This is a genomic window from Echinicola soli (genome assembly GCF_006575665.1).
Taxonomy (GTDB): domain Bacteria; phylum Bacteroidota; class Bacteroidia; order Cytophagales; family Cyclobacteriaceae; genus Echinicola; species Echinicola soli.
Map to the genome: position 1 here is coordinate 461,377 of NZ_CP041253.1, position 14,061 is coordinate 475,437.

At 45.3% G+C, this 14,061-nt stretch carries 8 protein-coding genes; 3 read left to right on the forward strand and 5 right to left on the reverse strand.

Features of this window, described 5'->3' with window-relative positions:
• A complete protein-coding gene (locus FKX85_RS02070; RefSeq protein ID WP_141613158.1) occupies positions 1-2,970 on the reverse strand; it encodes a SusC/RagA family TonB-linked outer membrane protein in 2,970 nt (989 codons plus the stop codon).
• 255 nt (positions 2,971-3,225) lie between these two features.
• On the opposite strand from FKX85_RS02070, the gene FKX85_RS02075 reads away from it, so the two are divergent.
• Positions 3,226-4,377, forward strand: coding sequence for a helix-turn-helix domain-containing protein (locus FKX85_RS02075; protein WP_141613159.1), 1,152 nt, complete (start codon positions 3,226-3,228; stop codon positions 4,375-4,377).
• 208 nt (positions 4,378-4,585) lie between these two features.
• Here FKX85_RS02075 and FKX85_RS02080 read toward each other — a convergent pair whose 3' ends face one another.
• The 4 genes from FKX85_RS02080 to FKX85_RS02095 all read right to left on the reverse strand — a co-directional run bounded on the left by FKX85_RS02080 (position 4,586) and on the right by FKX85_RS02095 (position 9,486).
• Positions 4,586-5,587 (reverse strand): glycoside hydrolase family 43 protein, encoded by a 1,002-nt coding sequence (locus tag FKX85_RS02080; RefSeq protein ID WP_210416897.1) that lies wholly within the window; start codon positions 5,585-5,587, stop codon positions 4,586-4,588.
• A gap of 71 nt (positions 5,588-5,658) precedes the next feature.
• Complete coding sequence (locus FKX85_RS02085; RefSeq protein WP_141613160.1) at positions 5,659-6,633, reverse strand: glycoside hydrolase family 43 protein; 975 nt, start codon at positions 6,631-6,633, stop codon at positions 5,659-5,661.
• 600 nt (positions 6,634-7,233) lie between these two features.
• A complete protein-coding gene (locus FKX85_RS02090) occupies positions 7,234-8,256 on the reverse strand; it encodes a glycoside hydrolase family 43 protein (RefSeq protein WP_210416898.1) in 1,023 nt (340 codons plus the stop codon).
• A gap of 132 nt (positions 8,257-8,388) precedes the next feature.
• The gene (locus FKX85_RS02095) at positions 8,389-9,486 is read right to left on the reverse strand and encodes a glycoside hydrolase family 43 protein (RefSeq protein ID WP_141613161.1); all 1,098 of its coding nucleotides are present in this window, start codon (positions 9,484-9,486) and stop codon (positions 8,389-8,391) included.
• 672 nt (positions 9,487-10,158) lie between these two features.
• On the opposite strand from FKX85_RS02095, the gene FKX85_RS02100 reads away from it, so the two are divergent.
• Entirely contained in the window at positions 10,159-11,103 is a 945-nt protein-coding gene (locus tag FKX85_RS02100; RefSeq protein ID WP_141613162.1) for a glycoside hydrolase family 43 protein, read from the forward strand.
• A 236-nt stretch (positions 11,104-11,339) separates the two neighbouring features.
• The gene (locus tag FKX85_RS02105; RefSeq protein WP_141613163.1) at positions 11,340-13,634 is read left to right on the forward strand and encodes a PSD1 and planctomycete cytochrome C domain-containing protein; all 2,295 of its coding nucleotides are present in this window, start codon (positions 11,340-11,342) and stop codon (positions 13,632-13,634) included.
• The last annotated feature ends 427 nt before the right edge of the window (positions 13,635-14,061 follow it).

Below are 14,061 nucleotides of genomic sequence, written 5' to 3' on the forward strand. Positions count from 1 at the left end.
TTAAAGGGTTAGATTAAGACCAAAGGAAATCGTTCTGACCAGTGGGTAATTGTTTTCCCAACCATCAGATCCACGCGAAACTTGGGTGTTTTCAGGATCCCAGCCAAACCAATTGGTAAAGGTGTGCAGGTTTCTGCCCGCCGCATAGAGGGTCAGGCCTCCGATATTGTACCTTTCCAAAAAGGACTGCGGCACCACATAGCTTAATCGCACATCCTTGATCCGTACATAGCTGTAGTCCTCCGCAAACTGATATCCCCTGTAGCGATTGTACGCCGCCAAAGATGGCCAGTAGTCGCTAGGATTATCAGGCGTCCAGTATCCGTATCCAGCGGGAAGGTTTCTTCTCCACGCCTCATCCGCATAGGTCAGGTCCCTGTTGGATTTCAATCCACCTTGGGAAGTCTGGATAAAAATGCTCAGGTTCCAGTTTTTGTATTGGAACGTATTGGTCAATCCGCCCATCCACTTTGGATCCCTTTGTCCTAATACCACGCGGTCTTCGGCTGTAATCTGTCCATCACCGTTCTGGTCTTTAAACTTGAGGTCGCCGGGCTGGGAAACCGGATCGACAGCAGCGATGTCTTCACCTTCTTGCCAGATGCCAAGCTTTTCATAATCAAAAATCACCCGCAGTGGTTGTCCGATAAACCATCCATTTCCTATGTCATCTCTGCCATCGCCATAGAGATCAACGATCTCGTTTTTATAGGTAGAAAAGTTTAAAGATGTCTCCCAAGAGAAATCTCCACGCTCGATATTCACCGTATTCAAGGTCAGCTCAAAACCTTTGTTCTGCATTTCACCAAGGTTGGCCCATACGTTGTTATAACCTGTAATGGTTGGCAGATTTCTCCTAAGCAGTATATCTTCGGTGTTGGTCTTATACACTTCCACCGTACCACGGATCCTGTTCTGTACAAAACCAAAATCCAAGGCCAAGTTGGCGGAAGTAGTGGTTTCCCATGTCAGGTTAGCATTTCCCAAGGAGTTATATAATACCCCTACTTGAGCCGCTCCTCCAAATGGCTGTAGTACTGTGTTAGCAGTTGACACGGTTTGATTCGGATCAATCGCTTGGTTACCGGATTGACCGTAAGAGAACCTCAGCTTCAGCTCTCCCAGTCCGGGATGATCTTGCATAAACTCCTCATTGTGGATATTCCAACCTAAGGCCATGGAAGGGAAAAGGCCGTATTTACTGGTATTGGCACCAAAAGCTGAGTATCCATCCCGTCTTGCGGTCACTGTAAATAAATACCGGCTGTCATACGAATAATTCAACCTACCCATTTGGGAAAGCAGTGTGTAGTTATTGGCATCCGACCAAGTGGACTGGGTCGTACCCGCCTCCATGCCATTGTAAGATAAGGCGTCATTGATAAAGCCTCTTGACTGGCCTGCCGATCTAAAATAATCCACACTCTGTGCACTGTACAATGCGGTAATGTCAAAATGGTGCTTGTCAATGTCCTTGGCATAGGTCAGGATATTTTCAACCACCCAATTGGCCCTTTCGGTATTGGATACGTCCGCTGTACCGTTCAGGTCATAAAACTCTCTTCCGGTATATCCGGCAAAACGGTCAAAATTATACACATAAGTGGCATTGAACCGATACTTCAATCCCTCGATAAAACCAGGGGTAATGTCTGCATAGCCAGAACCAGAAAGCGTTCTTCTTCTATCCACACGGTCAGTGGTCAAGCCCAAAAGCGGGTTCTTAAACAACTGCTCAGGATTCATGGGGAAAGTGATATACTCGCCATTTTCGTCATAAGGAACGGAATAAGGGCTCATCGCCGTAGCTTCCAGCCAGTTCACTCTTCCGCCGTCATAATTGTTATCGGTAAAGAAAGAAGAGGTACCCACTTTCAGCCAGTCTGTGATGGTCGCATCGATATTCGTCCTGAAATTGGTACGTGCATACTGATAGCCTTTTACCACTCCTTTTTGCTTCAGGTGGCTACCTGATACATAATATTGTATTTTCTCGGTTCCTCCTGAAATGCTAAGGTTATGCTCTGAAATCCTGCCGGGCTGCGTGGCTTGGCCCAACCAATCAGTAGTGATGCCAGCCTCATAGTTCTCTACCTCTGAAGCATTGGGAAGGACATCGGTTTGAGGCTGATTGTTTGCCGTCAAATAATCCGCATATTTCTGCACGTAGGCATCCGGACTCATCGGATCCAGCACATGGGACATGCTCTCAAAGCCCATATAGCCACTGTAGTTGATTTTGGGAGTTCCATCGGTTTGATTCCCTCTTTTGGTCGTCACCAAAATCACACCATTGGCGCCTCGGGTACCATAAATGGCCACAGCAGAAGCATCCTTCAATATTTCGATGGATTCAATATCATTGGCATTCAAATCATTGAGTGTGCCAAAATAAGGTGATCCATCCACCACGATAAAGGGACTGGTTCTGGCATTGACGGAGTTGACACCCCTGATCTGCATTCCTCCAGTACTGCCCGGAACGGAAGAACCTTGGTTTACGGTAAGTCCTGCCGTGGTACCCTGGATCGCTTGGGTAAGGTTGGTCACAGGCAAGTTGGAAAGTCGGTCTTTTGGTACCGATGCCACTGAGCCGGTAATGTCCGAACGTTTTTGGGTACCGTACCCGACTACTACCACTTCCTCTAGCTGCCCCATGTCCTCACTAAGGCCTATGGCTAGTTCGGAAGCATTTCCTACAGGAACCTCTTTACTACTGTAACCGATAAAAGAAACCGTCAAAACGGGCTCTTCTGTATTTAGGTTTAGTGTAAATTTTCCGTCCAGGTCTGTAGCTGTTCCATTGGAAGTTCCTTTTTCCAATATTGTCGCCCCTGGGATGGGCTCCCCTGTCTCCTCATTGGTGACGACTCCCGTCACCGTTTTGCCACTGGACTGGGCAAATGAAAAACTGATACATAGGCAGAACACCATCAATGCGCCTGCCATTTTTAATAAAATGTGCTTCATAGTTTTTTAGGTTAATTGTTAATAATTACAACATCAGTAAAAAGCTCCTTGCTACTGGTGGCCGAACACATGCCTGGTATTTCCGACCTACAGTTTTTTTGCTGACGATTATGTACGAAATATGGAAATTCGAAACGAAAAATGTAAATTTAACACTAATTTAACGGTAATCTTAACCGTTACATATTCGGTTGTAGACGTCTAAAACCGCGAAATGAGCACCTGCCTCCTCACACTAAAACTTACTGATATTCAATGGAAAAGCATGAAAAACTTGAAACAATAGCACAGATCACTTCCAGTAAGACCTTTAGTCGAGCCCCTTCCAGCTGTGTCCTGTTGAGGTTTCTTACAGAAGCCACCATCGATGGCAGGGATCTTAAAGAAACTACCATCGGAATGGAGCTTTATGGTAAATCTTACGAGGACGAAAAGAGTGCCGCACACATCCGGGTCAATGTTTATCACCTGAGAAAAAAACTGGAAAAATATTACCAAGAAGAAGGCGCTGATGACCAGTGGCAAGTTCGTATTAAAAAGGGACAATATCAGGTAGACTTCATCAAAAGCAGGGAAGATGAACCCGCTACGAACAGGACTAAATACGGCATTGCCTTGGCAGGTTTTATTCTTTTGCTGGCAGTGGGCTTTTGGCTGGTTAGCAGAAAAACCTACACCCCACTTTGGCAAGCTTATTTCGAGAGTGACAAAGAGACGACGCTCTTCATTGGTGACTTTTTTGGCATCATGGGCACCACCGCTACCGGTGAAATAGGCTGGAATCGGGATTACAACATCAATAATATCGAAGATTACTATCGGTACCTTGAAGAACACCCAGAGAAAAAAGGTGAAATCAATCCCGCCAATTACCCTTACGTCACCGGCATGGCTGCCAATGGCACCATGAATATTTCAAGGCTCTTTCACCGCCAGGACAAGGACTTCAATATCCTATTCAGCTCCCAAACTTCAATTAAGGATATCACAGAAAATAATTCAATCTATATCGGGCCTATAAAAAATGGCAACTCATTCATCGACTTTTTCAATGATGCCAATCCTCATGTATCCATTAACCATGGCATGCTCGATTTTCAGGATGCTGAGAGAAACATCGATACGCTGATCAACCTGAGCGTCGACGACGGCCAAATTTACGAACACGCAGTCGTCTCCCGCTACAAAGGCCCCAACGAGACGGAACAGTTTGTATTTTTCTCTGATCATGACATTGGCGTGAAAGCCACCACGGAAAAATTCACCGATGCGGAATGGCTGGAAAATGATTTCAAGCGACTCCTGAATAACTCCACCTATTTCACGGCCATTTTTCTGGTCAAAGGCAAGGACAGGACCAGTATGGAACTGGAACTGCTGCTTTGGGATGTGTTGCATGATCGGTGAAGGTAGAAGGTAGAAGTACGAAGGAACCGCGGAGGCGCAAAGATCGCGGAGAGGAATGGTGTGAATGATTTTGCTGTTAGGGATTTGCCCGTTGCGGCAGATCCCTACGGGACAATCCCCCACCAAAAGATCCAAGTTCCTAAACCATCCATTTCAAACCCCTAAAACAATAGAAGCGTCAATATAAAATTTTCCAATCTTCAAATCCTCAATCCACCTCAAAAGGCCCTACAACCTCTAACTTATCATCGCTCAAATCCACTTCAAACAAATGAGGGATTCGGATATAGCGGCCATTTTCTTCCCGGTGACTATGTGCCGCCATAAGCCATATACCGTCAAAGGTCTGGAACAACATACCGTGACCATAATTGGGCGGCGTGATAGGTTCTTCCTCCTGAGTCCACGGCCCTTCCAGCTTGCCGGTTTCAGAATAGGCTACCCCCTGGGTATACACATCATAGATCCAACTCGTCCAGATCATGCCCAACCGATCAGTACCTGTCCGAAAAAGGTAAGGCCCGTCTGTCACCTGGCTGGGAGTCACTTCACCGTCCACTTTTCTGCGGCTCCATGGCGAAGCACTGGCCTTGAACAGTAATTTACTTTTTCCGATGGCCCCGCTAAGATCAGGCTTTAGCCGGATCATCTCCATCGTGCCATCGCCTACCTGCAGCCATTCATGGCAAAAAACCATATAAGGTACTTCATCTTCCACCCAAAACGTACCATCCAGCGTAGCCCAATTTCCTGGCAAATAATCTTCTTCTCCCACTGGCCTGTACGATCCATCTGGCTGATCACTCACCAAAACATGGCTGGCGCGACGCGGTACTTCAGTATCATCCACCGTATCGATAATGGTTCGTTGATTGGTAAACGTGGCAAAATAATAGTACTTGCCCATGTACTCGTGAAGCTCAGCTGCCCAGATGGCCGGTCGCTCACCAGCCCATGGGATCTCGCTTGCTTCTGCCACGCGGAATGGCCCCGTCCATGCTTTAAGGTCTTTGCTTTTCCAAAGCAATCCTCCCGTACCTGTCATATAGTACATTTCAGTCTTATGATCGGCCAAAATGCATGGATCACTTAACCGAATAGAATCTAACGGGATATTTTCTCTTACTTTCCATTGGGCCGTGGCAAGTTGACCAAAGCCTATGGTCATCAAGAGGCTTAAAGTCAATCCCTTAAAACAATTTAGTTTCATAATATTTCTTATTTAGTTGATCATTTCTTTTATACCGAAGAAGACCTTTTAAGTTTTAACTCCTTGGAACTTCAATCCACCGGCTTTACACCTTCAGTAGTCATTTGCACCCTTTTGAGTGTTCCGTCAAAATTGTAATACAATGGATCAATGCATACTGAACGGCTAAAGCTGGTACCCCCACGCTGTCTGCCGCCATTATGGTAGATGAAGTACCAGCGATCTTTAAATTCCACGATAGACTGGTGATTGGTATTACTGTTGCCAGCGATCTCGTTCAATATTCCTTGATATTCCCAGGGCCCTTCGATGCTTTCTGAAGTGGCATAGGCTATTTTTTCAGGAAATCCAGACGCATAGGTCAAATAGTACTTTCCGTCCTTCCTATGAATCCAAGGAGCCTCCTCAAAGGCAAATCCATCAAAATCTACCTGCTTTATTTCACCATCAATCTCAATCATATTGTCTTTCAGCTTGGCGTAATAGCACTCGCCATTGCCCCAAAAGATCCAGGGCTGACCGTCATCATCCGTAAAAATGGCCGGGTCGATACAAGCCCAGGAATGGCCCGAGGCAAAACAGTCTTCATTTGTTAGCAGCGGCTTGCCCAAAGCATCCTTAAAAGGTCCGGCAGGATGATCCGCCACTGCCACTCCGATACCTGTCCAGTTGGTACTGATGTACCAGTAATATTTACCGTTTCTCTCTGCCACATGTCCAGCGTAGGCATCTCCACTCTCTGCCCAAGCAAAATCCTCTATTTTTAACGGCACGGGATGCTCTGTCCAGTTGGCCATATCCGTAGTGGAAAACACCAGCCAGTCCTTCATCTTATAACCTTTCTGGCCACCTTCAAAGTCATGTCCGGTATACAGCCAAAGCGTATCACCCTCCACCATGGCAGCTGGATCAGCCGTATATTTGTGGGTAAAAAGTGGATTCCCCTTTGCCGTGATATGATTATAGGTAGAGTGCTCTTGAGCATGGAGCAATTGTTCCGAAAACACCAGGAGTAAAATCGGTAAGAGGCATTTTGGTAATTTCATAAGGTCGTTTAGTTTTTTTATTATAGTTATTCTATTTTTTCCTGCTATCATTCCCCTTCATATTTTGCCCTTTCATTATACCTCCGTTTCACACCTGACATTGTACTTCCCTGATTATTGTTGACCGGATTAATTATTAGATTTCATTGTCAAACATAGTATTAATTGGTCTTTCCCTAGATGGAATTTTAAACCAATTCCTTTCAAACTCCCCCGGACTTTTGCTCATTTTTGCTATAACGAGAGCTGTGACCAAGCATGACGGCATGACGAATTGTCTGAAGCCAAGCGGGCTGGTCTGAAGCCAAACAGACTGGTCTGGTGCCAAGCAGGCCTGTCTGGAGCCAGGCAGGCCTGTCTGGAGCCAGGCAGGGAGGGACAGCTTGTCCCGGAGGCTATCGGGAACGAGGCAGTCTCGTCTAATGAGAAGGGGATTGCTTCACTCCGTTGCTCTGAAGCGTCCGCAATAGCCTGCCCCGACACTTTCGGGGACGTTATGCTCATATCTCACTACTTGATACTTACATCCTGCTACTTGATACTTCCTTCGTTGCTCTCATCTTGAATCTTACATCTAGCGTCTTCTACGCTATCCTCTGTCTACTGCCCAATCAGCTCTTTTGGTACACCTCCCCACTTTTGCTCTAAGCGCCTGGCTTCTTCTTTGGTGATGCTGATTACACTACCATGACGCGGATAGAAATCCTTGGTAAAAACCCCTGTTGTATCAGAGAAATGGTACAAATCCGAACTACGTTGATATTCATAACGATGATCGGAATACAGGTCATACATGAGAAAATATTCCTCTTTCCCGTTCAATTTAAATACAGAAGACCCTTCCACACGTGTGGATTTTCCAGCATAGATATCCAAATACCTGAAGTTTTCCTTCCATGGGCCCTTCAGTGAATTACTCGTTGCCTGCTGGATGCCATTTTCAAACTCCTCTCCTTCCTTATTTCTCGTATGGCCTTTGTAAAACAAATGATAAACACCGTCTTTTTTCACAATATCCCCATCAATTGCCCCATATTTTGTTTTAAACATCAGCTGGGGTACCGCTTCAAAACCCGTAAAATCTTCATTGGCGTAGGCACTGTAAAAATCCAACCGGTCATCATAATAAAACCTTACCGTAAAATAAACCAGGTATTTGCCCACTTCCTCGTCATAGATCACCTGAGGAGCCCATACCCACTTCACATCATTAAACTGCTCTGGATAACTGGCTTCTAAATCTACCCAACCGTGTTTCCATTCAATCAAATCAGGAGATCTCAACAGTACCACGCCTGGGTTATGGTCCCAGCCATTTTCTTTGGTATACATATCGGTGGCCACCATGTAAAATTCACCATCGCCAGTTCCTCGAAGGATATGGGGATCCCTCACTCCCCCCGTTTGGGAGATAGTTGATGAAGAAAGCACGGGCTGGTTATTGTTCAGTGCCTGCCAGTTTACCGCATCGGCACTGACAGCAAAGCGTATCTGCTCCTGATTTGCCGCCTCTCCACCACCTTCAAAATAGGCAAAAAGGTAACCATCATATTTTTCAGTACCTGGTGAACAGGCCAAGAGCAGCATTAGACTGATTACCGAAAGGACGTGCTTAAGATTCATTTTCAACGTTTAATTTTATACTTCATTTCTTGATCTACACGGTTGCCATTGGGAGAACATATCCTCGATACACCATGAATTCCAATAGGCAGATAAGCTACCATTGGTGCGATGAGTATAATTGGCGGGGCATCAATCGAAATCCATCTCCAAGCCCCAATGTCTGGCCAACTTCTCTGCCTCAGGCCCTGTAAGGTGTACCACTGCTCCGTGTTTTGGTGATGAAAAATTAGTGGCTTTCATCACCCCTTCATTGAAATGGCCCAAATTATCGAAATGCTCAAAATCACGGGTTTCCCTAAAACCGAAATTATGCGGCTGAATCCCGTAAATATCATACATCAGCACCCACTTTTCCTCTCCAATGCGCTTCCAGACATTCGGAGCTTCACTGGCTTCGGATTCTGTATCATACCAAACGGAATCGTATTGATAATCTTTGTTAATATAATTGGAAATGGCCTGCTTGATACCCGGAACACCGTCATGTGGCGTGTAAAACATGTGGTATTGATCCCCTACCTTGGTTATGTCCGCATCGATAAAAGAGACTTCCTTGGGATATTCAAAAATCAGTTTTGGCTCGGTCAGTAAACTATCATATGCATCATTTACGTACGAATAATACATCTTATTCTGCCCCCTTCCCCACCTCATGGTATAGTAGAGCATCAGTTTGCCCTCTTCTTCATCATAGGTAGTTTCGGGTGCCCAGGCACAGCCTATAGTGTCATATCCAGCAAAGGCATCCGGCAAATTCACCTGTGCCACATCCCACTCGATCAGGTCATTGGATTTCATCAGCACAAAACCGCGGTTATTTCCCCACCCAAACTCCTCACCGGGACGCTGCCATTCCGTATCACGCAAACCATCCCTTTTCGCAAAAATATGAAGGTCAGTCATCGCCATGTAAAATTTACCTTCCGGCCCACGATAGATATGCGGATCCCGAATGCCCTTTTGCACTGCAATAGTATCCCCGGCGATCACCGCTTTGCCTTTATTGACATCTGTAAAGCTATACCCATCATTGCTGAGTGCCATGTGCAGGCTGTGGTCCTCATCTTTAAAATAGACCATCAGATAACCTTTCATATCGTCTTCTTTGGGAGAATTTTTAAGGTTGACTTCATGTGCTACCCGCTCTTTTGATGTACACGAAAAATTACCGAAAAGGCCAATAACCAACAATAAATGCAAAACGGAGCTAGTGGGGCGACTATTCATGGAAATTTTGAGTTGATCAGTTCATTTAAATTAATTGTCAATTTAACATTTAATGTTTGTTTTTGACAACCAAAGTATGGAAAAAAACAGCGGCAACTCGTCTCTCAAGAAAAAAGGACAGATAGTCGCCAGCAGCATAAACATTACACTGCATCAAATATCCAGAACTATAACGTAATAATCTATCGCATTAAAAAGTAGGACATGACTTATGAGAGGTCCAGGGCAAACGCATTCAAAAAATTCAGTCTATTTGGGGTTGCTAAATCTAGCTGTGTTTTCCTCGTCCAAGGATCGATCCTTGGACGAGGAATGGTTAAAACCCACCTAATCCCTTGTTAATGAGTCCTATTATCAGAAAATCGCTTGTAGCCATTAAGGCTGAAAGCCTTCCTTACATTACCTCAAGGCAGAGCCTTGGGGGCATAAGTCCAAAAACAATTTCCCTGCCTTGAGGATCGGCAATTAGGCCTGGTATTCATAAATCCATTAATTTTGTTCATGCTTGGTAAATGCCTTTGCCCTGATGAAAGGTCCTCTTTGCCCACAAAAAAACATGTTATGTCGTAAAAACCGAGGACAAAACCATTTTATTGCCCTTCCATACTGCACTGTTCTTTGCTTTATATTTCTACACTGGTTATTTTTCAGTCAATATTAATCAATGCCACTATGAAAAAAACAATTCTGACATGCTTGACGCTTCTGTATGCCACCTTTTCCCTTCAGGCTCAAAGTAAGGACATTTACATGTTCTCCTACTTTATGGGCAACGGTGAAGATGGCCTCCACTTGGCCTACAGCGAGGACGGTCTACACTGGAAAGCCCTCAATGATAATAAAAGCGTGCTCACTCCGACAGCTGGAGGAGATAAGCTGATGCGTGACCCGTGTATCATCCGCGGTGGCGATGGGAAATTCCACATGGTATGGACGGTAAGTTGGAATGAAAAAGGCCTTGGCCATGCCTCCTCTGACGACCTTATCCACTGGTCTGAGCAGCAGTTTATTCCCGTCATGGAACATGAAAAAGGAGCTCGCAACACCTGGGCGCCAGAGGTATTCTATGATGGCAAAAAAGACCGTTACATGATTTTTTGGTCTTCGACCATCAAAGGGCTTTACCCTGAAACACAAGACACCTTGGAAAATGCTTACAACCACAGGATGTACTATACTACCACCAAAGATTTTAAAAAATTCTCCAAGACCAAATTATTTTACGAACCCGGTTTCAATGTCATCGATGGCACCATCCTCCAGCATGACGGTAAATATGTTATGTTTGTAAAAGACGAAACCAGAACCCCACCAGCAAAGAACATCCGCGTCACCAAAAGTAATAAACTCACCAAAGGCTATCCTGTAGCCGGAAAACCCATCACAGGTGACTACTGGGCAGAAGGCCCCACTCCACTAATGATAGACGGAAGATGCATCCTCTTCTTTGACAAATACCGTGACCATCACATGGGCGCAGTCGCCTCTACAGACTTCAAACACTGGGAAGACATCTCTGATCAAATTAGTTTCCCCGATGGAACACGTCATGGAACGGCTTTTAAAATCACCCAAGAGGAATTTAAAAAGCTTCAGGAAGCCTTTAAGGAACAATAACCATTTTATCCTAGCAACAATCCTCTATTTATCAGAGAACGGGGTTTGAGCATTCCATGCTCAAAGAAATTAATGATAGAAGCTAAGAGTGCTTGAGCATTTTGACTCCACTTATCCCGCTAATATAAAGACTATAAAAGAATGGCCTTTGAAATAAAATATAATTATTGTTACTTTTAGCTTGGCCAAATTGACGGTCACCCTATCAACAATAATCCAAATATTCAACAATACTGATGCAGCAATCAAGGGCCATTCTTTTTTTTACATTTTTCATTGTAGCCATACTGGTTTCCTGCCAGGAAGATGAGCCGGTGGATTTCAATGCAGAAGTGCGACCCATCATCAACAGCAAATGCATCACTTGCCATGGCGGCGTAAAGCAATCAGGGGATTTCAGCCTCTTGTTCGAATCCGATGCCTTAGCAAAAACCAAATCCGGCAAACCGGCCATTCTCCCTGGCAATGCCGCCGAAAGTGAAATGATCAAGAGGATCCTTCACGCTGACCCTGAGGAGCGGATGCCTCCCGAAGGACCGCCACTCAGCGAAAAGGAGATAAAAACCCTCAAAAAATGGATCAATGAAGGAGCCAAATGGCAAGATCACTGGTCATTTGTAGCCCCTAAACAACCAATCCTGCCTGATGTGGACTTAGCGGAATGGGAAAGAAATCCCATCGATCAGTTTATTTTGGCCAAAATGGACAAAAAGGGCCTTCAACCTTCTCCTGAGGCAGCACCTTCCACACTTGCCAGAAGACTTAGCCTAGACCTCGTGGGACTTCCTCCCACTGCAGAAATGGTCAAGAGCCTCCAAAAAGACCCCTCCCTTCAAAATTACGAAAAACTGGTCGACGAGCTCCTTGCCTCTGATCACTTTGGAGAAAAATGGACCTCCATGTGGCTAGATCTGGCCCGCTATGCAGACTCCAAAGGCTATGAAAAAGATGCACACCGCGACATGTGGAAATACCGCGACTGGGTCATCAATGCTTTCAATGAGGACATGCCTTTTGACCAATTTACCATTGAGCAGTTGGCCGGCGACTTGCTTCCCACCCCTACGAAAGACCAGCTGATCGCCACTGGATTCCACCGCAACACCATGACCAATGATGAAGGTGGCACCGACGATGAAGAATTCAGGGTGGCCGCTGTCCTGGACAGGGTAAATACTACTTGGGAAGTCTGGCAGGGCATCACCTTCGCCTGTGTCCAGTGCCATAGCCATCCTTATGACCCCATTCGCCATGAAGAATATTATGAGTTTTATGCTTTCCTAAACAACACCGCCGACAAGGATGCCTCGCCTGTGGAAAAACCTGTACTTCCTGTTTTCACGAAAATAGACCAAAAGAAAGAAGCAGCACTGATCCGCTGGATTGACTCTGTCAAGTCCAACAAGCCCCGATTTGAACTTGCCTCGCTCGTAAAAACCAAAGAGGAAGAGCTAAAAGCCATGAAGACCTATTACCTGCCCATCATGCGGGAATTGCCCGAGGATGAAAAGCGGACTACACATGTCTTTGAGCGGGGAAACTGGACCGTACACGGAAAAGAAGTCACGCCAGATGTACCAGGCTCCATGCCAGATCTCCCTGAAAACGCTTCCAAAAACAGACTGAGTATGGCCAGATGGCTGGTAGACCCAAAAAACCCATTGACTGCCCGCGTCACGGTCAATAGAATTTGGGCTCAGCTTTTTGGGAAAGGCATCGTCCTCACCCAGGAGGATTTTGGTAGTCAGGGAACGCCGCCCACACACCCTGAGCTCTTGGACTGGCTCGCTGTCAACTGGGTAGAAAATCAACAATGGCACTTTAAAGCGCTGATCAAATCGATCGTCATGTCATCCACCTACCGTCAAACTTCACAGGTAACAGACCAACAACTCCAACGCGATGCGGCCAATGACTACCTCTCCCGCGGACCACGGGTCAGGTTAACCGCTGAACAAGTTCGGGATCAGGCACTGGCCATAAGTGGATTGCTGAGTGATAAAATGTACGGTCCATCCGTCATGCCCTATCAGCCTGAAGGAATCTGGCAAGTCGTTTACAGTGGAGCTAAATGGCAAACCGATACAGGGGATGATGCGCATAGAAGGGCCATTTACACCTATATCCGCCGCACCAGCCCTTATCCATCAATGGTCACTTTCGATGGACCAAGCAGGGAATTTTGCGTCAATCGCCGCATTGAGACCAACACCCCATTGCAGGCACTGGTCACACTCAATGACCCTGTCTATATCGAAGCTGCCCAAGCCCTGGCAAAAAAAATGGAAACTACCGGGAGCTCTCTTGAAGTCCAAATTGCCGAAGGCTATGAGCTGGCATTGTTTTCTTCTCCCAGTACAGCTGAACTTCAAACCCTAATCACACTTTACCAAAACGCACAATCCCATTTCCAACAGTCCAATGAAGGACTGGAAAACATGGGAAATACCGAAACCGACCCTAAACGTAACGCCCTGACTACCGTCGCCAACGCCATCATGAACCTGGATGCTTTCATCACAAAGGAATAAGACGCTGTATGTAAAATTATGGGTACAAGATAAAGTAACCCGTTTTGCCAGTTATTACATTTGTAAAATCGCTGGCAGCTTATGCAGAGGGGTTTTTCTGCACAAGTACTAGTTTTGATTTTAGGCAAATAGCTCACCGCTGCATTTTTTTATGGATTACCTTTTTGACCTGAAACAAAAAGGTAAATATAACTACCCTCTGTAAATCATTCAGGACAAGGAATAACCAATCTTAACCGTGACAATCTTCCCTTACTTTTTCTATCCGATGTGGTCAATGTAATGCAAATCCCGAAATCGATTCCGTAACTAATCCAAAAGCCACTTGAAAATAAAACTATAAATCATCATTTTAGATTAATACAATAATTTCATCATTTAAATAGGTAGAAAATAAAAATACTATTCTAAAAAAAACGTATTATAT